Source organism: Citrobacter sp. Cpa228, from assembly GCF_030333085.1.
Taxonomy (GTDB): Bacteria; Pseudomonadota; Gammaproteobacteria; order Enterobacterales; family Enterobacteriaceae; genus Citrobacter; species Citrobacter pasteurii.
On record NZ_JAOWGQ010000055.1, the window covers coordinates 254,085 to 276,259 of the forward strand.

23 protein-coding genes are annotated in these 22,175 nt (G+C 51.5%); 18 read left to right on the forward strand and 5 right to left on the reverse strand.

Going from position 1 to position 22,175, the window contains the following annotated elements:
• Nucleotides 1-32: 32 nt before the first annotated feature.
• The 5 genes from accD to purF all read left to right on the forward strand — a co-directional run bounded on the left by accD (nucleotide 33) and on the right by purF (nucleotide 5,312).
• Complete coding sequence (gene accD / locus OGX91_RS19780) at nucleotides 33-947, forward strand: acetyl-CoA carboxylase, carboxyltransferase subunit beta (RefSeq protein WP_005129681.1); 915 nt, start codon at nucleotides 33-35, stop codon at nucleotides 945-947.
• A 192-nt stretch (nucleotides 948-1,139) separates the two neighbouring features.
• Nucleotides 1,140-2,408 (forward strand): bifunctional tetrahydrofolate synthase/dihydrofolate synthase, encoded by a 1,269-nt coding sequence (gene folC / locus OGX91_RS19785; RefSeq protein ID WP_005129680.1) that lies wholly within the window; start codon nucleotides 1,140-1,142, stop codon nucleotides 2,406-2,408.
• Entirely contained in the window at nucleotides 2,398-3,072 is a 675-nt protein-coding gene (gene dedD, locus OGX91_RS19790) for a cell division protein DedD (RefSeq protein ID WP_040231367.1), read from the forward strand. Before folC ends, dedD begins: the two co-directional genes overlap by 11 nt.
• 200 nt (nucleotides 3,073-3,272) lie before the next feature.
• Nucleotides 3,273-3,761 carry a colicin V production protein gene (gene cvpA, locus OGX91_RS19795; RefSeq protein WP_005129678.1) on the forward strand — a complete coding sequence of 163 codons (489 nt, stop codon included), beginning with the start codon at nucleotides 3,273-3,275 and terminating at the stop codon, nucleotides 3,759-3,761.
• Nucleotides 3,762-3,794: 33 nt separating this feature from the next.
• Nucleotides 3,795-5,312, forward strand: a complete 1,518-nt coding sequence (gene purF, locus OGX91_RS19800; RefSeq protein ID WP_005129677.1) for an amidophosphoribosyltransferase — start codon at nucleotides 3,795-3,797, stop codon at nucleotides 5,310-5,312.
• 35 nt (nucleotides 5,313-5,347) lie between these two features.
• On the opposite strand, the gene OGX91_RS19805 is transcribed toward purF, so the two are convergent.
• Nucleotides 5,348-6,775, reverse strand: a complete 1,428-nt coding sequence (locus OGX91_RS19805) for a sigma-54 interaction domain-containing protein (RefSeq protein WP_005129674.1) — start codon at nucleotides 6,773-6,775, stop codon at nucleotides 5,348-5,350.
• A 213-nt stretch (nucleotides 6,776-6,988) separates the two neighbouring features.
• Between OGX91_RS19805 and dokD the strand changes: the two genes are divergently transcribed.
• From dokD to hisP, 10 genes are all read left to right on the forward strand, one after another.
• Nucleotides 6,989-8,386: an ornithine/lysine decarboxylase DokD gene (gene dokD, locus OGX91_RS19810; RefSeq protein ID WP_005129673.1), complete on the forward strand. Its 1,398-nt coding sequence runs from the start codon at nucleotides 6,989-6,991 to the stop codon at nucleotides 8,384-8,386.
• A gap of 94 nt (nucleotides 8,387-8,480) precedes the next feature.
• The gene (locus tag OGX91_RS19815) at nucleotides 8,481-9,902 is read left to right on the forward strand and encodes an APC family permease (protein WP_040231362.1); all 1,422 of its coding nucleotides are present in this window, start codon (nucleotides 8,481-8,483) and stop codon (nucleotides 9,900-9,902) included.
• Between the two features lies 1 nt (nucleotide 9,903).
• Entirely contained in the window at nucleotides 9,904-11,007 is a 1,104-nt protein-coding gene (locus OGX91_RS19820; protein WP_048211057.1) for an alanine/ornithine racemase family PLP-dependent enzyme, read from the forward strand.
• A 66-nt stretch (nucleotides 11,008-11,073) separates the two neighbouring features.
• The gene (locus OGX91_RS19825; protein ID WP_075551357.1) at nucleotides 11,074-12,540 is read left to right on the forward strand and encodes an amino acid permease; all 1,467 of its coding nucleotides are present in this window, start codon (nucleotides 11,074-11,076) and stop codon (nucleotides 12,538-12,540) included.
• A complete protein-coding gene (locus OGX91_RS19830; RefSeq protein WP_005120208.1) occupies nucleotides 12,537-13,106 on the forward strand; it encodes a UbiX family flavin prenyltransferase in 570 nt (189 codons plus the stop codon). The genes OGX91_RS19825 and OGX91_RS19830 overlap by 4 nt, the downstream gene beginning before the upstream one ends.
• Nucleotides 13,107-13,393: 287 nt before the next feature.
• Nucleotides 13,394-14,176 carry a lysine/arginine/ornithine ABC transporter substrate-binding protein ArgT gene (gene argT, locus OGX91_RS19835; RefSeq protein ID WP_040231361.1) on the forward strand — a complete coding sequence of 261 codons (783 nt, stop codon included), beginning with the start codon at nucleotides 13,394-13,396 and terminating at the stop codon, nucleotides 14,174-14,176.
• Between the two features lie 247 nt (nucleotides 14,177-14,423).
• Nucleotides 14,424-15,206: a histidine ABC transporter substrate-binding protein HisJ gene (gene hisJ, locus OGX91_RS19840; RefSeq protein WP_003028120.1), complete on the forward strand. Its 783-nt coding sequence runs from the start codon at nucleotides 14,424-14,426 to the stop codon at nucleotides 15,204-15,206.
• A 186-nt stretch (nucleotides 15,207-15,392) separates the two neighbouring features.
• Nucleotides 15,393-16,079: a histidine ABC transporter permease HisQ gene (locus OGX91_RS19845; RefSeq protein WP_005120213.1), complete on the forward strand. Its 687-nt coding sequence runs from the start codon at nucleotides 15,393-15,395 to the stop codon at nucleotides 16,077-16,079.
• The gene (gene hisM / locus OGX91_RS19850) at nucleotides 16,076-16,783 is read left to right on the forward strand and encodes a histidine ABC transporter permease HisM (protein ID WP_005129513.1); all 708 of its coding nucleotides are present in this window, start codon (nucleotides 16,076-16,078) and stop codon (nucleotides 16,781-16,783) included. The genes OGX91_RS19845 and hisM overlap by 4 nt, the downstream gene beginning before the upstream one ends.
• A gap of 13 nt (nucleotides 16,784-16,796) precedes the next feature.
• Nucleotides 16,797-17,570, forward strand: a complete 774-nt coding sequence (gene hisP, locus OGX91_RS19855) for a histidine ABC transporter ATP-binding protein HisP (RefSeq protein WP_005129511.1) — start codon at nucleotides 16,797-16,799, stop codon at nucleotides 17,568-17,570.
• Nucleotides 17,571-17,612: 42 nt separating this feature from the next.
• On the opposite strand, the gene OGX91_RS19860 is transcribed toward hisP, so the two are convergent.
• The 4 genes from OGX91_RS19860 to yfcG all read right to left on the reverse strand — a co-directional run bounded on the left by OGX91_RS19860 (nucleotide 17,613) and on the right by yfcG (nucleotide 20,156).
• Nucleotides 17,613-18,119 carry a GNAT family N-acetyltransferase gene (locus OGX91_RS19860; RefSeq protein ID WP_072041406.1) on the reverse strand — a complete coding sequence of 169 codons (507 nt, stop codon included), beginning with the start codon at nucleotides 18,117-18,119 and terminating at the stop codon, nucleotides 17,613-17,615.
• Between the two features lie 71 nt (nucleotides 18,120-18,190).
• Complete coding sequence (locus OGX91_RS19865) at nucleotides 18,191-19,084, reverse strand: TIGR01777 family oxidoreductase (protein ID WP_149691456.1); 894 nt, start codon at nucleotides 19,082-19,084, stop codon at nucleotides 18,191-18,193.
• A 19-nt stretch (nucleotides 19,085-19,103) separates the two neighbouring features.
• Nucleotides 19,104-19,466, reverse strand: a complete 363-nt coding sequence (gene folX / locus OGX91_RS19870; protein WP_005129505.1) for a dihydroneopterin triphosphate 2'-epimerase — start codon at nucleotides 19,464-19,466, stop codon at nucleotides 19,104-19,106.
• Between the two features lie 54 nt (nucleotides 19,467-19,520).
• A complete protein-coding gene (gene yfcG / locus OGX91_RS19875; RefSeq protein ID WP_286627301.1) occupies nucleotides 19,521-20,156 on the reverse strand; it encodes a GSH-dependent disulfide bond oxidoreductase in 636 nt (211 codons plus the stop codon).
• Between the two features lie 134 nt (nucleotides 20,157-20,290).
• On the opposite strand from yfcG, the gene yfcF reads away from it, so the two are divergent.
• The 3 genes from yfcF to yfcD are packed head-to-tail and all read left to right on the forward strand — an operon-like array spanning nucleotide 20,291 to nucleotide 22,153.
• A complete protein-coding gene (yfcF, locus tag OGX91_RS19880) occupies nucleotides 20,291-20,935 on the forward strand; it encodes a glutathione transferase (protein ID WP_199946846.1) in 645 nt (214 codons plus the stop codon).
• Between the two features lie 55 nt (nucleotides 20,936-20,990).
• On the forward strand, nucleotides 20,991-21,542 hold the full coding sequence (gene yfcE, locus OGX91_RS19885) for a phosphodiesterase (protein WP_005129499.1): 552 nt from the start codon (nucleotides 20,991-20,993) through the stop codon (nucleotides 21,540-21,542).
• Nucleotides 21,543-21,598: 56 nt separating this feature from the next.
• Nucleotides 21,599-22,153 (forward strand): NUDIX hydrolase YfcD, encoded by a 555-nt coding sequence (gene yfcD / locus OGX91_RS19890; protein WP_040230136.1) that lies wholly within the window; start codon nucleotides 21,599-21,601, stop codon nucleotides 22,151-22,153.
• Nucleotides 22,154-22,175: the final 22 nt, after the last annotated feature.

Genomic DNA, 22,175 nt, shown 5'->3' on the forward strand with positions numbered 1-22,175 from the left:
AGCTGACTAGGGTTCAAGCAGAAAGGTCACCAATGAGCTGGATTGAACGAATTAAAAGCAACATTACTCCCACCCGCAAGGCAAGCATTCCTGAAGGGGTGTGGACCAAGTGTGATAGCTGCGGTCAGGTTTTATACCGTGCTGAGCTGGAACGTAATCTTGAGGTCTGTCCGAAGTGTGACCATCACATGCGCATGTCGGCGCGTAATCGCCTGCATAGCCTGTTAGATGAAGGTTCTCTTGTGGAACTGGGTAGCGAGCTTGAGCCGAAAGATGTGCTGAAGTTTCGTGATTCCAAAAAATACAAAGACAGACTGGCCTCTGCGCAGAAAGAAACCGGCGAGAAAGATGCGCTGGTGGTAATGAAAGGCACACTGCATGGTATGCCGGTCGTTGCTGCGGCATTCGAGTTCGCGTTTATGGGCGGCTCCATGGGCTCTGTGGTCGGCGCGCGTTTTGTCCGTGCCGTTGAACAGGCGCTGGAAGATAACTGTCCGCTGATCTGCTTCTCCGCTTCTGGCGGAGCGCGTATGCAGGAAGCGTTGATGTCTCTGATGCAGATGGCGAAAACCTCTGCCGCGCTGGCGAAAATGCAGGAACGCGGTTTACCGTATATTTCTGTACTGACTGACCCAACGATGGGCGGTGTTTCCGCAAGCTTCGCGATGCTGGGCGATCTCAACATTGCCGAACCGAAAGCACTGATTGGCTTTGCGGGGCCGCGTGTGATCGAGCAGACCGTACGTGAGAAACTGCCGCCGGGATTCCAGCGCAGCGAGTTCCTGATTGAAAAAGGCGCTATCGATATGATCGTCCGCCGTCCGGAAATGCGTCTGAAACTGGCAAGCGTTCTGGCGAAGCTGATGAATCTTCCTGCGCCGAATCCGGATGAGCCGCGTGAAGGCGAGGTGGTGCCTCCGGCAGCTGATCAGGAATCAGAGGTCTGATAGTTTACTCTATGGATTTCGGGTTGCAGGCCAGTGGCAAGAGAATTCATCCCGATGAGTTTACGCTGCTAATTGATTCGGGTGAGCGAGCGCAGCCAACACACCTGCAACTTGAATGATGACGAGTACAAAAGGGCAGGCCGGTTGGCGCTGCCTTTTTGCTTTTCTCAACATAACGAATCTACAGGCAACATGGACAATAAACGTATTCCCCAAGCCACGTCGCCCCTGGCCTCGTGGCTTTCTTATCTGGAAAACCTGCACAGTAAAACCATTGATTTAGGTCTTGAACGCGTGAGTCTGGTGGCGCAAAAACTGGGCGTATTAAAACCTGCGCCGTTTGTTTTCACCGTCGCGGGAACCAACGGAAAAGGCACGACCTGCCGTACGCTGGAATCTGTGTTGACCGCAGCAGGATATAAAGTCGGTGTATACAGTTCTCCCCATCTGGTGCGCTACACGGAACGTGTCCGCGTGCAGGGGGGGGAGTTGCCGGAATCTGCGCATACCGCCTCATTTGCTGAGATTGAAGCGGCGCGTGGTGATATTTCCCTGACCTACTTTGAATACGGCACGCTGTCAGCATTATGGCTGTTTAAACAGGCGCAGCTTGATGTGGTGATTCTGGAAGTGGGGCTGGGCGGGCGTCTTGACGCCACCAATATCGTCGATGCCGATGTCGCGGTGGTCACCAGCATTGCGCTTGACCATACTGACTGGCTGGGGCCCGATCGTGAAAGCATTGGCCGCGAGAAGGCGGGGATCTTTCGTGCAGAGAAACCGGCCGTCGTCGGTGAGCCGGAAATGCCCTATACCATCGCGGATGTGGCGCAAGAGACTGGGGCGATACTGCAGCGCCGTGGTGTGGACTGGCGCTATTCGGTTACGGAGAACGACTGGTCATTCACCGATAGCCACGGTACGCTGACCCAACTGCCGTTGCCGCAGGTTCCCCAACCTAACGCTGCTACCGCACTGGCCGCGCTGCGCGCCAGCGGGCTTAACGTCAGTGAGCAGGCGATTCGTGACGGCATCGAACACGCGATTTTACCGGGGCGTTTTCAGATTGTGAGCGAGTCACCGCGGGTGATTTTTGATGTTGCTCATAATCCGCATGCGGCGGAATATTTGACTGAACGTCTGAAAAAGTTAGTGAAAAGAGGGCGCGTACTTGCCGTTATCGGTATGCTACATGATAAAGACATTGCCGGTACGTTAGCCTGGTTGAAAAGCGTGGTTGACGACTGGTATTGTGCGCCTCTGGAAGGCCCGCGTGGTGCAACGGCAGAACAACTGTTGGAGCACTTGGGTAATGGCGAAGCCTACGACAGCGTGGCGCAGGCATGGTCTGCGGCCCTGGCTGAGGCGAAGCCAGAAGATACCGTGTTGGTGTGTGGATCGTTTCACACTGTCGCACATGTCATGGAAGTAATAGACGTGGGGAGAAGCGGTGGCGAGTAAGTTTCAGAATCGATTAGTCGGCACAATTGTGCTGGTCGCGCTGGGGGTGATTGTGCTCCCCGGGCTGCTTGACGGGCAGAAAAAGCATTATCAGGATGAGTTTGCGGCGATCCCGCTGGTGCCGAAACCCGGCGATCGCGATGAACCGGACATGATGCCTGCGGCGACGCAGGCACTGCCGACGCAACCACCGGAAGGTGCCGCAGAAGAAGTGCGTGCCGGTGATGCTGCCGCGCCATCGTTGGATCCTTCACGTTTGACGACGGCAAACAACGCAGAGTTCGATCCTATCCCTGCGCCTGTGGAGCCGCCAAAACCTAAACCTAAACCGAAGCCGCAACCTGTTGCCGCTGCTCCGGCGCCGACGCCCGTTCCTGCACCAGCACCGAAACCGGTCGTCGAAGACGCGCCGGCACCAACCGGGAAAGCCTACGTTGTGCAGCTTGGTGCGTTGAAAAATGCGGATAAGGTCAATGAGATCGTCGGTAAGTTACGTGGTGCGGGCTTCCGGGTATATACTTCCCCGTCAACGCCGGTACAGGGTAAAATAACCCGCATTCTCGTTGGGCCTGATGCGTCCAGAGATAAGCTGAAAAACTCGCTGGGAGAACTGCAAAAAATCTCCGGTCTGAGTGGGGTTGTGATGGGATATACCCCTAATTAAAGGGGGGCTCATGTAGGCCGGATACGGTATAACACCGCTGTCCGGCAGTGTCCGAAGAGGCATAAAACCGTATGGCGTTGAAGATTTTTTCAGCGCCATTTTTATTTACGCGTGGAAAGGAAATCCCTACGCAAACGTTTTCTTTTTCTGTTAGAATGCGCCCCGAACAGGACGACAGGGCGTAAAATCGTGGGACACTTATGGTCTGGATTGATTACGCCATTATCGCGGTGATTGGTTTTTCCTGTCTGGTTAGCCTGATCCGTGGCTTTGTACGTGAAGCATTATCGTTGGTGACTTGGGGTTGTGCTTTCTTTGTCGCCAGCCATTACTACACTTACCTGTCTGTCTGGTTTACGGGCTTTGAAGACGAACTGGTTCGGAATGGGATTGCTATCGCGATACTGTTTATCGCGACACTTATCGTCGGCGCTATCGTTAACTTCGTGATAGGCCAGCTGGTGGAGAAAACAGGCCTGTCGGGTACTGACAGGGTGTTGGGGATCTGCTTCGGTGCCCTGAGAGGGGCGCTGATCGTCGCCGCCATACTGTTCTTTCTCGATACGTTTACCGGTCTGTCGAAAAGTGAAGACTGGAGTAAGTCGCAGCTGATCCCGCAGTTCAGTTTCATCATCAGATGGTTCTTTGACTATCTGCAAAGCTCGTCAAGTTTCTTGCCCAAAGTATAAACTTTGGGTTGTTGCTGAACGAGGAAAAGACGTATGTGCGGTATTGTCGGTATCGCCGGTGTTATGCCGGTAAACCAGTCGATTTATGACGCGTTAACGGTGCTCCAGCATCGTGGCCAGGATGCCGCTGGCATCATCACCATTGATGCCAACAACTGCTTCCGCTTGCGTAAAGCGAACGGAATGGTGAGCGACATTTTTGAAGCGCGCCACATGCAGCGTTTGCAGGGCAACATGGGCATTGGTCATGTGCGTTACCCAACGGCTGGCAGCTCCAGCGCCTCTGAGGCCCAACCTTTCTACGTCAACTCACCGTATGGCATCACGCTTGCCCACAACGGCAACCTGACCAACGCGCATGAGCTGCGTAAAAAGCTGTTCGAAGAAAAGCGCCGCCACATCAATACCACTTCAGATTCTGAAATTCTGCTGAATATTTTCGCCAGCGAGCTGGATAATTTCCGCCACTATCCGCTGGAAGCCGACAATATTTTTGCCGCTATTGCCGCAACCAACCGCCAGATCCGCGGCGCCTATGCCTGCGTGGCGATGATTATCGGTCACGGTATGGTTGCCTTCCGCGACCCTAACGGCATCCGCCCGCTGGTGCTGGGTAAACGTGATATTGGCGATGGTCGTACCGAATACATGGTGGCCTCTGAGAGCGTAGCGCTGGATACGCTGGGCTTTGAATTCCTGCGCGACGTTGCCCCTGGTGAAGCGGTCTATATCACCGAAAAAGGTCAGTTGTTTACCCGCCAGTGTGCCGATAACCCGGTCAGCAATCCGTGCCTGTTTGAATACGTTTACTTCGCACGTCCTGACTCCTTTATCGACAAGATTTCCGTCTATAGCGCCCGTGTAAACATGGGTACCAAGCTTGGCGAAAAAATTGCTCGTGAGTGGGAAGATCTGGACATCGACGTGGTGATCCCGATTCCGGAAACCTCCTGTGATATCGCGCTGGAAATTGCCCGTATTCTCGGTAAGCCGTACCGTCAGGGTTTTGTGAAAAACCGCTACGTGGGCCGTACCTTTATCATGCCAGGCCAGCAGCTGCGCCGTAAATCCGTGCGCCGCAAGCTGAACGCCAACCGTGCGGAATTTCGTGATAAAAACGTGCTGCTGGTGGATGATTCTATCGTGCGCGGTACCACCTCAGAACAGATTATCGAGATGGCGCGTGAAGCCGGAGCGAAGAAGGTGTATCTGGCCTCTGCTGCCCCGGAAATTCGCTTCCCGAACGTTTATGGTATCGATATGCCTACGGCGACGGAACTGATTGCTCATGGTCGCGAAGTGGACGAGATTCGCCAGATAATTGGCGCAGATGGTCTTATCTTCCAGGATCTGAACGATCTGATTGAAGCCGTCCGCGCTGAGAACCCGGATATTCAGCAGTTTGAATGTTCAGTGTTTAACGGCGTATACGTCACTAAAGACGTCGACCAGCAGTATCTCGATTTCCTCGACTCCCTGCGTAATGACGACGCCAAAGCGATTTTGCGTCAGAACGAAGCGGAAAACCTTGAGATGCACAACGAAGGTTAATGATATCGCCAGCGGCAAAATGTCGCTGGCTTTCATCAGTCACTAACCACGCCGAAGCGAATGGCGTATTTCTGTACCTTGTATTGCAGCGTCGTTCGGGAAATATTGAGACTGCGTGCCGCAGCGGCAATATTTCCCTGACAGGTATTTAGTGCCGTTTCAATCAGGCTTTTTTCGAACCTGGCTACCTGCACGTCGAGGGATCCATCTCCCTCCGACTCCGCGCTTACTGGGCGGCTGACAACGGTTGGGATATCCGTAACGCCTAAGCTTAATTCCTCCTCTTCGAAGACAATCTTTTTTAGCATTCCGTCGTTTTCCTGCATAATCATGCTGCGCACGATGGCATTTTCCAGCATCCTGACATTGCCGGGCCAGGTATGATGAAGCAAGGCAATGCGTGCGGCTTCGCTCAATCCATGAATATCTTGCGGCACATCATTACGGTATTTATCGATGAAATAATTAGCCAGTAGCGCAATATCTTCCGGACGTTTGCGTAAAGGCGGAAGGGTGAGCATGCCCACATTCAGACGATAAAACAGATCTGCGCGTAGTTTACCTGTTTGGATCAGCCGTGCGGGCGTTTCATTCATTGCTGCAACGATACGTACATCAGAATGGATCTGCTGTTGACCGCCCAGCCGCCAGAACGTTTTATCTTGGAGAAAACGCAGGAGCTTACTTTGCATCTCAATGGGCATCGCGTTTAGTTCATCCAGAAAGAGCGTTCCTCCGTTGGCCAGTTCCAGATACCCCTGACTATTTTCTGCTCCGGTGTACGCACCGCGGACAGTACCGAAAAGTGTACTTTCAATGAGTGTCGGCGGGAGTGCGCCACAGTTCAGGGCAATGAAAGGCTTATCAGCGCGTTTACTGCATTGATGAATGAGGCGAGAAAAAAGCTCTTTACCGGTTCCTGTTTCTCCAACGATGGTCACGGGAATATTGCTGGCTGCCAGGCGTTTTGCCTTCGCAATGTTGTGCAGCATTTCCGCATTCTCAGTGATGATAGCGTGGTGTTTTTCATGGCGATCGGCATAGAGTAGATGGTTAAGTTCAACAACCTGCTCCTGCAGTCGCCTGACGCCGGACATATTTCTGCCAATCTCAATCACGCCAATCATGCTGCCATCGCTTGACCAGAGTGGGGCGGTGGTATGTTGATAATCCACCGCCTGGCCGCGTGCGTTATAGTAAATCTGGTAGTGACCGATATACTCCACGCCCTTTTTCAATGATGAAAGCATGGTGCTTTGCGTCTCTTTCATGCTCGGATAGACATCCAGCATATGTTTTCCCAATGCCTGCTCAATGCTGTATCCATCCAGATCCGCGCTTTCCTGGTTGTAGTAGACATACTCGCCACGTTCATTGATCACCGCCAGGGGTTGATGGATGAGGTCGAAGAAGCGGGAGAACATTTTAAGTGCCGCAGCCAGCTCTTCGTTGGTTGAAGCCATAGCCAGATTCCTTCTTTTCCTGTTTTTCGCTGCATCATTATAAATATGACGAATTTTCGTCGTTGTGATGAATAACTCGCTAAATGACAAAAAATATAATTCGCGATTATTTATAACTAGTTGATTTTTAATCAATAAAAACATGGCATGCCTGTTGCTATATATCCATTAAAAGAATGTGGACTCTTACAATGAAAATAAGCAGAGGATGTTATGACTGATTCGATTATTCAAAACTACAACCGGGTACGTGAGCAGGTGATAGAGAACGATCGCCGTTTCCAACAAAAAGAGGGGCACTTGTGTTTTGATGGCGTGGATCTGGATGCGTTAGCACGCAAGTATCCAACCCCGTTTTATGTGTTCTCTGAGTCAGAGATCATTCGTAATATCAACGAAATCCAGCAGGCGTTCGCTGCCCACCAAAACACCAAAACCTTTTTTGCTTCTAAAACCTGTTCAGTAATGGGCGTTCTTCAGGCCATTCGTGACGCAGGAATTTGTGCAGAGGCAAATTCACAGTACGAAGTGCGTAAATGTCTGGAAATTGGCTTTCGTGGCGATCAGATCGTTTTTAACGGCGTAGTGAAAAAACCTGCAGATCTGGAATATGCCATTGCCAACGATCTGTACCTGATCAACGTTGACAGCCTGTATGAACTGGATCATATCGACGCGATCTCCCGTAAATTGAAGAAAGTCGCCAATGTCTGTGTTCGCGTGGAACCAAACGTTCCTTCTGCGACGCACGCAGAGCTGGTGACGGCCTTTCACGCTAAATCGGGACTGGATCTGGAGCAAGCTGAAGAAACCTGTCGGCGGATCCTGGAAATGCCTTATGTCCATCTGCGCGGATTGCACATGCATGTGGGTGACCAGGTGCCGGAATCGGAACCTTTTGCCAAAGCGACCAAAGTACTGGTGGATGAATCCCGGCGTCTGGAAGAGGTTCTGGGCATTAAATTTGATCTCATCAATGTAGGCGGCGGTATTCCAGTACCCTACAAATATGACGAAGAGAATGGCGATCCGCTGAAAGACAACATGTATGCCGGGATAACGGCGCAGGACTTTGCTGATGCGGTTATTCGTGAAGTTCATAAATGGCGTACGGATGTGGAGATCTGCATTGAGCCTGGGCGTAAAGTGACCGGCTCGGCTGCTGTCCTGTTAACCGAAGTTGCCTGTGAAAAACGTAAAACAAACTACGACCTGAACGGCAATGTCGAATGCCATGTTGAATGGAAATTTGTTGATGCCGGATACAGCGTGCTGTCAGACAGCCAGCATTTTGACTGGTTCTTCTACGTCTACAACGCCTCCAGAATGACTGATTCGCACGATGCGTGGATCAAACTCGCCGGACCACTGTGTGATGGCGGCGATTACTTCCATATGGGGGTGAAGGGGGAAGAATTCCTGATGCCGCAGAACACGCAAATCGGCGATATCGTCGCGTTTCTGGATGCGGGCGCTTATACCATCGAAAGCCAAACCGTCTATAACAACCGCCCACGCTCAGCTGTTGTGATGATAGACAAAGAGGGTAAAGACCGCTTAATCCGTCGGGAAGACAGTTACGAAGACATGGTCAAGTACGACATTTATTAAATCTCATTTGTGGACTCCGGCATCGGCTGGAGTCCGTGAGTCAGGTGATTCGAAGAGGGCAGTGATGCCCCTGAGTGCATAACAGGAGATGGCCATGAGTAACAATAGTTCTGGCTTACTTGGCATCAAAGACATTGTCTTTATGAATGTCATTGCCATTCTGAGTTTGCGGCAAATACCCAATGTCGCGCCCTACGGCGCTTCAGCAATGTTGCTGTGGGTGATAGCTGCATTCTGTCTGTTCTTTCCGCTGGCGATGGTGTGCGGCGAGCTGTCGACCGGATGGCCGAAAGATGGTGGGATATTCGTCTGGATTAAAGAGGCGTTTGGGAAACGTATCGCGTGGATAGTGGTGGTGTGCTTCCTCTTTTCCTGCGTGTTGTTTTTCCCCTTGATGCTGCAGTTCGGTTTTACGGCGTTGGGTTACATGATAGGCGGGGGCCTCGCGGAGAATAAAGCCTTTATTGGTATTGGTTCGGCGGTGATTTTTTGGTTGCTGACGCTAATGAATATTCGCGGCATGGAGTGGACCAAAATTATTAACAGCGTCAGCGCCTGGTGCGGCGTGTTCATTCCATCCGCCATTTTGATTATCCTGGCTATTGTGTGGTTGGCGACCGGACATGAGATGCAAACCGATTATGCGACGGCGGCGAACTGGGTTCCCGATCTGAGCCATTGGGATACTATCGTCTTTCTGTCGAGCATGATGTTTGCTTTCGCCGGGCTGGAAGTCGCGCCGATGATTGCCGGACGTACGCGCAATCCGCAACGTGATTTCCCGCGCGCGATGGCGGTTTCTGCAGCCGTTATTGTTGGGATTTATATGGTCGGTACCTGGGCGCTGAACACCCTGTTGCCTGCGGGAAAAACCGATATTGTGGCGGGCGTGATGCAGGCCATGCATGCCGCGGCGGATACGTTACATATGCCCTGGCTGATCCCGGTAATGGCAATCTGTATGTTTTTTGGCGCGTTAGGTCAGATCAATTCCTGGCTGGTAGGTCCTATCTACATGCTTCAGGAAGCCTCACGTGAGGATAATCTGTTAGGGGATAAAATTGCCCGGTTGCATCCGGTCTGGAAAACGCCAGCCTTTGCGCTGATCGTGCAGGCAATAATCGTCACGGTACTGTGTTTCTCAACCTTTATTTCCCCGAGTGTCGCCGCGGCGTACTGGATGTTGACTGCCCTGACGACCATCACCTATTTCATTCCTTATCTGGTGATGTTCCCGGCATTCTGGCGTTTGCGTCAGACGCAACCGGATACGCCAAGAAGCTTCAAAATCCCAGGGAAAATCTTACCTGCCGTACTGCCTGCACTTGGATTTATCTCCATCGCTTTTGCTGTCGCGCTGCTGTTTATCCCGCCTTCACAAATTGATATGGGAGGCTATTTCCAGTACGCCGGCAAGATCGTCGGTGGCGCGTTGCTGGCCGTTATCGTTGCTGAATGTATCTATCACCGGGCCCAGAAACGTAATGCTCGTCTGAGCGTGGCAGGAGGGAAATAAAATGTATATGCCAATCCTGGAAATCAATTTACGCAAGCTGGAAGAAAATGCCCGAACGGAAAAAGCGCTGTTAGCCAGCAGTGGGATTGAGGTCATGGCTGTTAATAAAGTTTTTGATGGTTGTGTTGAAACCGCACAGGCGGTATTTGATGGCGGCATTAAGGTGATTGCAGAATCGCGGACCTATAACCTGAAAAAAATCCGTGAAATCGGCTGTACAACCTGTCTGCTCCGCAGTCCTTGTCTGAGTGAGATTGAAGATGTTATCCGCTATGCCGATATCAGTCTGAACAGCGAACCCATCATTTTGCAGGCATTATCGCAGGAAGCCCAACGCCAGGGGAAAACGCATCAGGTATTGCTGATGGTTGATATGGGGGATTTACGCGAAGGTATCTGGTTCACCGAGTATTCACACATTCTCAGCACCATCCGACTCATTCAGGAATTGCCTTGCCTGGAACTGTATGGTCTGGGAACCAACTTCAACTGCTATGGCACCGTCCTGCCGACGGTGAAAAATGGTGAAGATTTTCTGGCACTGGCCGCACGAGTCGAGCAGGACAGCGGTGTGGCAGTTCGCCGACTCTCTGCCGGTAATTGCACCAGCTACCATTTACTGGATAAAGGCATTTGGCCTAAGGGGTTAAACCACCTGCGGATCGGGGGGCTACATGAGTTCGGCATTGAATATGTCGAGATGAAGTATCTGAACGAATTTCATCACTCTGCAAAGCCGGTGGAAAAAGCCTGTTCCGATATGTATGTCCTTGAGGCAGAGATTATTGAGCTGAACAGCAAGCCGACAATACCCGTTGGAGAGCTTGGTGTAGACGCCTTCCTGCAAACAAAAACCTTTGTTGATCATGGTACTCGCAAGCGGGCGTTGTTGGCGTTTGGTCGACAGGACGTCCCTTCCGATAACTGCGTGCCCTGCGACGACAATATCACCATCCTGGGACAGACCAGCGATCATACGCTGGTGGATATTGAAGCATGCGAGCAGCCGCTGAAACTCGGGGATGTCATCCGCTTTGAACTCGACTACACAGGGCTTCTGATGGCCTGTCAGACGAAGGGCGTTGCCACGCGGTTTATTCGTTAAGCCACTGCCGCCACAGTGATGCGTCTGTGGCGGCGTCTCTGACCCTTTCTGAGACAGGGAGTGACCATGAGTACCCTGCAAGCGCAATCCCCCGCCGAACCCGAAAATGGGCTACGACGAAACCTTAAAAAGCGCCATTTGCTGATGATGTCGCTCGGCGGGACCATTGGCACGGGTTTGTTTATCGGCATTGCCGAACCGCTGAATAGTGTTGGGCCAGCGGGAACATTGCTGGCTTATTTGTTTGCTGGCGCGATTATGCTGGCTACCATGATGTGCCTTGGCGAACTGTCCTGCGCATTTCCCCACTCGGGCTCTTTTCAACATTATGCGTTGATGTTCCTGCCCAACCCCATCTGGAGCTATACCATTGGCTGGCTGTATTGGCTGAGTTGGGTGTTTTCCCTGGCGGCGGATCTGACTGCCGCGGGCTTCATTGCCCATCAATTTTTCCCCGTTATTCCCGTCCACTTCTTCTGCCTTATCATTCTTGTCGTGCTAATGCTTATCAATCTCTGTTCGGCGAAAAGTTTCGGCGAATGTGAATACTGGTTATCTGCGATAAAGGTTTTCGCGATAGTGCTTTTTATCGCGGCGGGCGGGGTAATGATCTTCTCGCTGTCAGGAGACACGAGCTGGCATCCAACGTTAAAAAGTGCAGGGTTGTGGTTTCCTCACGGATGGGAGCAAATTCTGGTTTGTATGACAATCGTCATCTATTCGTTCCAGGGCGTTGAGCTGGTTGGCAATGCGGCAGGCGAAACGGAGTCGCCACACATCGTCTTACCCAGGGTGATTCTGGGAATCGGTCTGCGTATTATCCTGTTTTACGGTCTGGCGATTGCCGTTCTGGCGCTGGTTTATCCGCAGGGAAAGATACCTGATGGAACCAGCCCCTTCGTGTGGGTATTCTCACGTGTCGGTATGCCTGGCGCAGATTTACTGATGACGCTAGTCATCTTCTCTGCTGCTGTGTCAGCAGCGAATTCCGCAATCTATGCCAGTTCACGCATGCTATGGTCAATGTCTGGCGACCGTTTCGCCCCTCGTTTTTTCGCCAGGACTAACGCCAGCGGCGTGCCTGTTTACGCTATTCTGATAACGGTGATTCTGGCTCTGGTATCGATGCTGACCCGATATATTCCTGCACAGAAATTCTATATTTTGTTGATTGCCAGTACCGGGCAGGTGGGCTGTCTGGCATGGATAACCATTGGCTGGTGTCAGTATCGGTTTCGCAAGGCTGTGAATGACGGGAAGTATTCCCCTGATTTACTGCGCTATCGTTCACCGTTTTTTCCCTGGATAGCCAGGTTTGTTATCGTCACTAACGTTGCCATTATGGTGGGAACCTGGTTCAGTGAAAAAGGGGGCGTGATTATGCTGGTAGAACTGGCCTTTATGGTTTGTATTCTGATTTCATGGTTTGTGCTCAAACCTGCTTTGCGGACTGAAGAGGTGGGTGATTCCAGGTTGTCTGTGGTAAAGAAATACGGCACAGTTAGCCCATCAAGTGATGGAAAGATAAAATGAAACGACTCATTGTAGGGATTAGCGGCGCAAGCGGGGCAATTTACGGCGTGCGCCTGCTGCAGGTTTTGCGTGACGTTACCGATGTGGAAACCCATCTGGTGATGAGTGCCGCGGCCCGGCAGACGCTGGCGCTGGAAACGGATCTCTCCGTGCGCGATGTGCAGGCGCTGGCGAATGTGACACACGATACGCGTGATATTGCCGCCAGTATTTCATCTGGCTCTTTCCAGACGGCGGGAATGGTTATCCTGCCATGCTCAATTAAAACGCTTTCAGGTATTGTTCACAGCTACACCGATGGGTTGCTTACCCGTGCGGCAGATGTGGTGTTGAAAGAACGCCGCCCGCTGGTGCTGTGCGTGCGCGAAACGCCGCTGCATCTCGGACACTTGCGTCTGATGACGCAGGCGGCAGAAATTGGCGCGGTGATTATGCCACCCGTTCCCGCCTTCTATCATCGGCCACAGACGCTTGATGATGTGATTAATCAAACGGTTAATCGCGTACTTGACCAGTTTGATATCACCCTTCCGCAGGATCTGTTCACTCGCTGGCAGGGCGCATAAGTCGTTCCATCAACGTGCAAATAAACATTCGTTGCCCTGTTTCAGGGCAATTTTGTAACCGCGATCATATCCTCAACATTTAATTCGTTAAAACGCAACGAAACGCTGCGGTTCAACCGTCAGACCTGCTATCTTCAAAATCAGGACAATATTGCAACGTTTTATTAACATATTTAACGTCGAATATCCTCATCGATGCGAAAATGGCATAAGACCTGCATGAAAAAGTCTGCAAACACACAACACAACGTAAAACATAATAAAATTACGCCACTTGAGGGTTATGTATGAAGAAGACGGTTCTTGCTTTGTCTTTGCTGGTAGGACTCTGTGCCACCGCGGCCAGCTACGCAGCACTTCCGCAGACAGTTCGTATCGGTACGGACACCACGTACGCACCTTTTTCCTCTAAAGATGCCAAAGGCGATTTTGTCGGTTTTGATATCGATCTGGGAAATGAGATGTGTAAGCGCATGCAGATCAAATGTACCTGGGTTGCCAGCGACTTTGATGCGCTGATCCCGTCGCTGAAAGCGAAAAAAATTGATGCCATTATCTCCTCGCTTTCTATCACCGAGAAGCGTCAGCAAGAGATTGCGTTCTCAGACAAACTTTACGCAGCAGACTCACGTCTGATCGCGGCGAAAGGCTCCCCAATTCAACCGACCCTGGATTCACTCAAGGGTAAACATGTTGGCGTACTGCAAGGTTCGACGCAGGAAGCCTATGCCAATGACAACTGGCGTAGCAAAGGCGTGGATGTGGTGGCTTATGCGAACCAGGATCTGATCTATTCTGACCTGACGGCGGGCCGTCTGGATGCGGCATTGCAGGATGAAGTCGCGGCCAGCGAAGGCTTCCTGAAGCAGCCTGCCGGTAAGGACTACGACTTTGCAGGCCCTTCGGTAAAAGATAAAAAATACTTTGGCGACGGAACCGGGATTGGCTTACGCAAAGACGATGTCGAGCTGAAAGCGGCGTTTGATAAAGCGTTGGGCGAACTGCGTAAAGATGGCACCTACGACAAAATGGCGAGTAAGTATTTTAACTTCAATGTCTACGGCGATTAATACGTCGCAGCGGGGAATTGACTGCACCATAGGGGTTAACCATTACGGTGCATAATGATTTCAGTGCACTGTTTTGGTGCTTTTATCGTGGCTTTAATAGGTATGATTGCATACTTAAGCGCTTTTCATGCAAATAAATACCGCCGACAGGGTAGAATGCTTTGCCTTGTCGGCCTGATTAATGGCACGATAACTGCACCTGGTCCTGTAAAGATCCCCTATAAAAGACAGTCTGTTGAGGATAGTTATGAAAAAACTGGTGTTGTCTCTTTCTCTGGTTCTGGCTTTCTCCAGTGCTACCGCAGCATTTGCAGCCATCCCGCAAAAAATTCGTATCGGTACCGATCCTACTTATGCGCCGTTCGAATCGAAAAATGCGCAGGGTGAATTGGTCGGTTTTGATATCGATCTGGCTAAAGAACTCTGCAAACGCATCAATACACAATGTACCTTCGTGGAAAACCCGTTGGATGCGCTGATCCCTTCGTTAAAAGCGAAGAAGATCGATGCCATCATGTCGTCGCTTTCCATTACTGAAAAACGTCAGCAAGAGATTGCCTTTACCGACAAGCTTTATGCAGCCGACTCTCGTCTGGTGGTTGCTAAAGATTCCGCTATTCAGCCGACCATTGAGTCTCTGAAAGGTAAACGTGTCGGTGTGCTACAGGGCACGACTCAGGAAACGTTCGGCAACGAACATTGGGCGCCAAAAGGCATTGAAATCGTCTCTTATCAGGGGCAAGACAATATCTATTCTGACCTGACTGCCGGGCGTATTGACGCCGCATTCCAGGATGAAGTCGCGGCCAGCGAAGGCTTCCTGAAGCAGCCAGTAGGTAAAGATTACAAATTCGGCGGCCCGTCAGTGAAAGACGAGAAACTGTTTGGCGTCGGTACCGGTATGGGGCTGCGCAAGGACGATAACGAACTGCGTGAAGCACTGAATAAAGCATTTGCAGAGATGCGTGCTGACGGTACTTACGAGAAGCTGGCGAAAAAGTATTTCGATTTTGATGTTTACGGCGGTTAATCACCGCAGGTGCTGATAAAGCCCGTAGATTTTTGACGCGTTGAATTTATGCTTGATGGCGCTGCGCTTATCAGGCCTACGGTGATTTTGTAGGCCGGATAAGGCAAAGCCGCCATCCGGCATTTAACGGTTAGTCTGAAATCAAAAGAGGCTTATTACTCCACCACACACGACAGGACAGGCAGCATGTTGTATGGCTTTTCAGGTGTTATTTTACAGGGCGCGATTGTTACGCTGGAGCTGGCTCTCAGCTCGGTAGTGCTGGCGGTCCTGATAGGCCTTGTCGGCGCGGCAGCGAAGCTTTCGCAAAACCGGGCAATGGAGCTTATTTTCGAAGGGTACACCACGCTTATCCGCGGGGTTCCCGATCTGGTCTTAATGCTGCTCATCTTCTACGGGTTACAAATCGCGCTGAATACCATTACCGATGCAATCGGTATCGGCCAGATAGATATCGATCCGATGGTCGCAGGGATTATTACGCTTGGATTTATCTACGGGGCCTATTTTACCGAAACGTTCCGTGGTGCGTTTATGGCGGTACCGAAAGGTCATATTGAGGCCGCGACGGCATTTGGCTTTACCAGCTCACAAATATTTCGTCGCATTATGTTTCCGGCAATGATGCGTTTTGCCTTGCCGGGGATTGGCAATAACTGGCAGGTGATTCTGAAGGCCACGGCGCTGGTGTCGTTGCTCGGACTTGAAGACGTAGTGAAAGCCACTCAGCTTGCCGGGAAGAGTACCTGGGAGCCGTTCTATTTTGCCGTGGTGTGCGGGGTCATCTATCTGGTGTTTACCACTGTGTCTAATGGTGTGCTGCTGTACCTTGAGCGCCGCTACTCCGTGGGTGTGAAGAGGGCTGACCTGTGATTGAGATTATTCAGGAGTACTGGAAGTCCCTGCTGTGGACCGACGGCTATCGCTACACCGGCGTGGCGATCACATTGTGGTTGCTGATTTCGTCGGTGGTGATGGGCGGGATACTGGCGCTGTTTTTGGCGATTGGTCGCGTTTCCAATAATAAATTTATCCAGTTTCCCATCTGGCTGTTTACCTATATTTTTCGTGGCACGCCGCTGTACGTTCAACTGCTGGTGTTTTATTCCGGGATGTATACGCTGGAGATCGTGAAAGGAACCGATTTCCTCAACGCGTTTTTCCGCAGCGGGCTGAATTGTACCGTGCTGGCATTGACGCTGAATACCTGCGCCTATACCACGGAGATTTTCGCCGGGGCTATTCGTTCCGTACCCCATGGTGAGATTGAAGCCGCGCGGGCTTACGGTTTCTCGTCGTTTAAACTGTATCGATGCATTATTTTACCTTCCGCGCTGCGTATTGCGCTGCCGGCATACAGCAATGAAGTGATTTTAATGCTGCACTCCACGGCGCTGGCATTTACCGCCACGGTGCCTGATTTGTTGAAGATCGCCCGCGATATCAACTCGGCAACGTATCAGCCGTTTACCGCCTTCGGTATTGCCGCTGTTCTGTATTTGATTATTTCGTATGTCCTGATTAGCCTGTTCCGTAAAGCGGAAAAACGCTGGTTGCAGCATGTATCCTCTAAATGATTCGAGTAACACGATGTCTGAAAATAAATTAAACGTTATCGATTTACATAAGCACTACGGCGAACATGAAGTGCTGAAAGGGGTATCGCTGCAGGCCAACGCGGGTGATGTTATCAGCATTATTGGTTCGTCAGGTTCGGGTAAAAGTACCTTCCTGCGCTGCATAAACTTTCTGGAAAAGCCGAGCGCTGGAACGATTGTGGTTAGCGGCCAGAATATTGGCCTGGTGCGCGACAAAGACGGTCAGTTGAAGGTTGCAGATAAAAATCAGCTGCGTCTGTTACGTACGAGGCTGACGATGGTTTTTCAGCACTTCAACCTGTGGAGTCACATGACGGTGCTGGAAAACGTCATGGAAGCGCCGATTCAGGTGCTGGGGCTGAGCAAGCATGAAGCCCGCGAGCGTGCGGTGAAGTATCTGGCTAAAGTGGGTATTGATGAGCGTGCGCAGGGTAAATATCCGGTGCACCTGTCCGGTGGTCAGCAGCAGCGTGTGTCAATTGCCCGTGCGCTGGCGATGGAGCCGGAGGTTTTACTGTTTGATGAGCCAACCTCGGCGCTTGATCCGGAGTTGGTGGGCGAAGTGCTGCGCATCATGCAACAGCTGGCTGAGGAAGGGAAAACCATGGTGGTCGTGACGCATGAAATGGGGTTTGCCCGCCACGTTTCCTCACACGTTATTTTCCTGCATCAGGGAAAAATCGAAGAAGAGGGCAATCCGGAGCAGGTGTTTGGGAACCCACAAAGCCCGCGTTTACAGCAGTTCCTTAAAGGATCACTGAAGTAATTTAGTTGCCCGGAGGCGCCACGCTTTCCGGGCCTACCGCTTTCACGCGCTGTACTCCAGACGATAAACCCAGTCATCATGCGCTATACCGTTCACTTCATAGGCTTTTTCAAGCACCTGAGTGCGTATAAATCCTGTTTTTTCCAGAACGCGTATCGACCCGGTATTCCCGGCTAATACATAGGCATTTATCGCCGTTACGCCAGCCTGTTGAAAAGCATAATCACACACGGCACGTACGGCTTCGCTGGCAATACCTTTTCCCTGCGCCCGCGGCGTGATGGCATAGCCAATATCAGCTTCCTGAGGATAAAGATGGCTTATCTGTAAGCCAATATCGCCCAGTTGCACCGTGTTGTTGTGCTCCCGGATAACAAAGGTATGTCGAGCGGAAAGACGTCTGGCGAAGAGCAGGCGAGTATCTTTGGTTGGGGCGATATCGCCCATGAAACGCATGACGTCTGGATTTTCTCGTAGCCGCTGGAAAAAAGGCCAGTCAGCGAGTTGGTACAAAGAGAGGGTAAGTCGGGGTGTTGATATTATCGCCATAACGTCGCCATTGTGGTATTCGGTTTTTTAACCATACCACCACAATGGCAACAGTGAAGGGATATCAGACATTATCTGATGACATCGGCCAGCGCTTCTTCCAAATCGTACCAACGAAATGCAAAACCGGCCGCCTCCAGTCGCTTGGGCAACGCGCGCTGCCCCCCGAGAACCAGCACCGAGGATTCGCCCATCAGCAGTCGCATAGCGGCCGCCGGAACGCGCAGGATTGCCGGGCGGTTTAGGGCATGACCCAGCGCATGGGCAAACTGTTCATTGCGAACCGGGTATGGCGAAACCATATTGAAGGGACCGCGCAGATCGTTATCCAGCAGCCAGATAATCCCGTTGACCATATCGTCAACATGGATCCAGGCCAGGTATTGACGCCCATTGCCGATAGGACCGCCAAGCCCCAGACGAAACGGTGGAACCATCTTTGCGAGGATCCCGCCTGTAGAGGCCAATACAACGCCAGTACGCAGCAAACATACGCGCGTTCTGTCGCCTTGCGCAGCGCTGGCGATCTGTTCCCACCGGGCGCACAACTTATGGGTGAATTCATTATGCGGCGGCTCTTCTTCCGTGACTACAACCTCGCCCAAATCTCCGTAGTATCCCGTAGCGGAACCGGAGATGAGTACGGCAGGCGGCGTGTCGCTGACCTTGATTAAATCGACCAGTTTCTGCGTAATCCCCCAGCGGCTCTGGCACAAACGCTCTTTTTGCTCAGCGCTCCAGCGTTTGTCAGCGATAGGCTCTCCGGCAAGGTTGATGACAGCATCAATGCCATCAAGGTTTTGCTGCTCTTCCAGCCCTTTCCATAGCGTGACCCGGGAGCCCAGAATCTGACGAGCCTTATCAGGAGTACGTGTCACTACGGTAATCTGATGCCCCAGTTCCAGCAGGCAGGGGATCAAATGACGTCCAATCAGGCCAGTACCGCCGGTAATCAGAATCTGCATGTCGCCTCCCGGGTTACATTTAGCGCTGCCAGCTCAATGTCATGGAAACGGAGTCGGCGTAACGCAATGCGTGAAGTTTATCGATCTCCACTTCAGCATAAGTGACCCAGTGATGTTCGCGTGCGATATCGAGCACATCTTGCGTTAATTTTTCCAACAATGAGAAGCGGTTACTCTCAACGTGCGAAATGATGCTCTTGGTGATGGTGCGATAATTCAGCGCGTCGTTGATATCTTCACTGGTCCGGGCTTTGTCTGCTGGATAGTGAATGGCAATATTGATGACGATATCCTGTCGGTTAAGGATCTCCTCTTCTTTGATGCCGATAAAAGTGCGCAGACGAAGGTTTTTTATACGAATAATTGCGTCAGGTTGTGACATTGCAGGTTTCCTCCATGTATGAACCTTTTCATGATACACGAGAACTGAATCGCGTTAACTTTTCTCGCTTTGTGCTTGCTGCATCGCCCGTTCTGTTGCGGGACGAGTACGGATACGTTCATACCAGTTATTGACCGCCGGATAGTTGTCGAGGTCGATACGCTGGCGCTGGTGGAGATTAATCCACGGCCAACAGGCAATGTCGGCAATGCTGTAATGATCGCCACCCAGCCAGGGTGATATTTCCAGGCGTTTATTCATGACTTTGTACAGTCGCTGGGTTTCCACCTGATACCGTTCAATGGCGTAGGGAATCGTCTGCGGTGCGAAGTGGCTGAAGTGATGATTTTGTCCCAGCATTGGCCCAAGTCCGCTAACCTGCCAGAAGAGCCACTGCAGCGTGGTGTGGCGCTCGCGTAATTCGCCGCTGAGTAGCTTTCCGCTCTTTTCCGCCAGGTAGAGTAAAATCTCGCCAGACTCAAACAGGCAAATGGGTTTTCCGCCATCCACCGGGGCGCAGTCGATGATGGCCGGGATTTTATTATTCGGTGAAATTAGCAAAAAGTCAGGGCGGAACTGGCTACCTCTGCTGATATCTACATGAATCAGACGGTATTTTAACTGCGCCTCTTCGAGAAACAGCGTGATTTTGTGCCCGTTTGGCGATGGGGTGTAGTAGAGGTCGATCATTTTCAGCGTCCGTTTTGTCATGAACCGGGTCACTACAAGTATAGAAGCTGCCGACGTGCGTGAGTTTTCATCAAGTGACAGTGAGAGAAAGACTCTATATTTTGAAAGCAAGCCAATACACCTCAGAGGACATTATGAGCAAATCTGCAATTACGCTGTGGTCAGATGCCAACTTTTTCTCCCCTTATGTGCTGTCTGTTTATGTCGCTCTGCAAGAGAAAGGGCTACCTTTTACGCTGAAAACTGTCGACCTCAATAGTGGCGAACACTTGCAACCTTCATGGCAAGGCTATGCGCTGACGCGGCGCGTACCGGTTCTGGACATTGACGGTTTTGAACTGAGTGAATCTTCGGCGATTGCCGAATTTCTGGAAGAGCGTTTCGCTCCGCCGCAATGGGAGCGCATTTACCCGCACGATCTACAAAAACGGGCTCGCGCCCGCCAGGTTCAGGCCTGGCTCCGTAGCGATCTGATGCCTATCCGGGAAGAGCGTTCGACGGATGTGGTTTTTGCTGGCGTGCAGAAAGGTCCGTTGACGAAAGCTGGAAGGGCCAGTGCGGAAAAATTGTTTGCTACAGCGGGCAGTTTACTGGCGCACGGTAAGCAGAATTTGTTTGGTGAATGGTGTATCGCAGACAGCGATTTAGCGCTAATGCTTAATCGCCTGGTTCTGAATGGCGATGATGTACCAGAACAGCTCGCGGAGTATGCCACCTTCCAGTGGCAGCGCGCTTCGGTACAACGTTTTATCGCGCTTTCAGCGAAGCGTTCCTGCTGAAAGTAGGGGCGTAATCCAGTATCATTGAAAGGTATTTTTCAACGAGGGGTGTGTGATGAAACTGATGTTCGCATCGGACATTCATGGTTCGTTGCCGGCTACAGAATGCGTACTTGAACGGTTTGCCCAAAGCGGTGCGCAATGGCTGGTGATACTGGGCGATGTATTGAATCATGGGCCGCGTAATGCGCTGCCAGAGGGCTACGCGCCAGCGCAGGTCGCCGAGCGTTTGAATGAGCAGGCGTCGAGGATAATTGCAGTACGCGGTAATTGCGACAGCGAAGTGGATCAGATGCTCCTGCATTTTCCAATAACCGCGCCGTGGCAGCAAATTCTGACTGACAGCCAGCGACTCTTTCTGACGCACGGACATCTTTTTGGTCCGGATAACTTACCAGCGCTAAACGCCGGTGATGTGCTGGTTTATGGGCATACGCATCTGCCGGTGGCCGAGCGACGTGGGGATATCTACCAGTTTAACCCCGGTTCGGTAAGCATCCCGAAAGGGGGATTTACGGCAAGTTACGGGATTCTGGATGATAATGTTCTCAGCGTGATGGCACTCAATGATCAAAGTGTTATTGCACAGGTCGAGATTAATCCGTAAGTTACCCCACAAACGTAAACGCGCCGTAAGAGCGCTAGAAAAAAGAAGGTTTCCTGATGGTGGAACAGCGTCGTTTGGCAAGTACTGAATGGGTGGATATTGTGAATGAAGACAATGAAGTCATCGCACAATCCAGCCGGGAACAAATGCGGGCACAATGCTTGCGCCACCGTGCAACGTATATCGTTGTACACGATGGTATGGGTAAAATTTTGGTTCAGCGTCGCACTGAGACAAAGGACTTTATGCCCGGTATGCTGGATGCTACCGCGGGGGGGGTTGTGCAGGCTGATGAGCAGCTTCTGGACTCCGCGCGTCGTGAAGCGGAAGAAGAATTGGGCATTGCTGGTGTCCCGTTTGCCGAGCATGGTCAGTTTTATTTTGAAGACCAGAACTGTCGCGTCTGGGGTGGGCTGTTTAGCTGTGTTTCCCACGGACCGTTTGCGCTGCAGGAAGAAGAGATTAGTGAAGTGTGCTGGCTGACGCCTGAAGAAATCACCGCGCGCTGTGATGAATTTACACCGGACTCACTGAAAGCCCTGGCGCTGTGGATGACACGCAACGCCAAGAATGAAGGGGCGAAAGCCGAAAAGCAGGAAGAAGCTGAGTAAAATCGGCTCATCCGGCCTACAG

What these genes read in the sequence shown, in the direction of transcription:
- accD (WP_005129681.1), top strand. Translation starts at nt 33, where the DNA reads ATGAGCTGGATTGAACGAATTAAAAGCAACATTACTCCCACCCGCAAG.
- folC (WP_005129680.1), top strand. Translation starts at nt 1,140, where the DNA reads ATGGACAATAAACGTATTCCCCAAGCCACGTCGCCCCTGGCCTCGTGG.
- cvpA (WP_005129678.1), top strand. Translation starts at nt 3,273, where the DNA reads ATGGTCTGGATTGATTACGCCATTATCGCGGTGATTGGTTTTTCCTGT.
- purF (WP_005129677.1), top strand. Translation starts at nt 3,795, where the DNA reads ATGTGCGGTATTGTCGGTATCGCCGGTGTTATGCCGGTAAACCAGTCG.
- OGX91_RS19805 (WP_005129674.1), bottom strand. Translation starts at nt 6,775, where the DNA reads ATGGCTTCAACCAACGAAGAGCTGGCTGCGGCACTTAAAATGTTCTCC.
- dokD (WP_005129673.1), top strand. Translation starts at nt 6,989, where the DNA reads ATGACTGATTCGATTATTCAAAACTACAACCGGGTACGTGAGCAGGTG.
- OGX91_RS19815 (WP_040231362.1), top strand. Translation starts at nt 8,481, where the DNA reads ATGAGTAACAATAGTTCTGGCTTACTTGGCATCAAAGACATTGTCTTT.
- OGX91_RS19820 (WP_048211057.1), top strand. Translation starts at nt 9,904, where the DNA reads ATGTATATGCCAATCCTGGAAATCAATTTACGCAAGCTGGAAGAAAAT.
- OGX91_RS19825 (WP_075551357.1), top strand. Translation starts at nt 11,074, where the DNA reads ATGAGTACCCTGCAAGCGCAATCCCCCGCCGAACCCGAAAATGGGCTA.
- OGX91_RS19830 (WP_005120208.1), top strand. Translation starts at nt 12,537, where the DNA reads ATGAAACGACTCATTGTAGGGATTAGCGGCGCAAGCGGGGCAATTTAC.
- argT (WP_040231361.1), top strand. Translation starts at nt 13,394, where the DNA reads ATGAAGAAGACGGTTCTTGCTTTGTCTTTGCTGGTAGGACTCTGTGCC.
- hisJ (WP_003028120.1), top strand. Translation starts at nt 14,424, where the DNA reads ATGAAAAAACTGGTGTTGTCTCTTTCTCTGGTTCTGGCTTTCTCCAGT.
- OGX91_RS19845 (WP_005120213.1), top strand. Translation starts at nt 15,393, where the DNA reads ATGTTGTATGGCTTTTCAGGTGTTATTTTACAGGGCGCGATTGTTACG.
- hisP (WP_005129511.1), top strand. Translation starts at nt 16,797, where the DNA reads ATGTCTGAAAATAAATTAAACGTTATCGATTTACATAAGCACTACGGC.
- OGX91_RS19860 (WP_072041406.1), bottom strand. Translation starts at nt 18,119, where the DNA reads ATGGCGATAATATCAACACCCCGACTTACCCTCTCTTTGTACCAACTC.
- OGX91_RS19865 (WP_149691456.1), bottom strand. Translation starts at nt 19,084, where the DNA reads ATGCAGATTCTGATTACCGGCGGTACTGGCCTGATTGGACGTCATTTG.
- folX (WP_005129505.1), bottom strand. Translation starts at nt 19,466, where the DNA reads ATGTCACAACCTGACGCAATTATTCGTATAAAAAACCTTCGTCTGCGC.
- yfcG (WP_286627301.1), bottom strand. Translation starts at nt 20,156, where the DNA reads ATGATCGACCTCTACTACACCCCATCGCCAAACGGGCACAAAATCACG.
- yfcF (WP_199946846.1), top strand. Translation starts at nt 20,291, where the DNA reads ATGAGCAAATCTGCAATTACGCTGTGGTCAGATGCCAACTTTTTCTCC.
- yfcE (WP_005129499.1), top strand. Translation starts at nt 20,991, where the DNA reads ATGAAACTGATGTTCGCATCGGACATTCATGGTTCGTTGCCGGCTACA.
- yfcD (WP_040230136.1), top strand. Translation starts at nt 21,599, where the DNA reads ATGGTGGAACAGCGTCGTTTGGCAAGTACTGAATGGGTGGATATTGTG.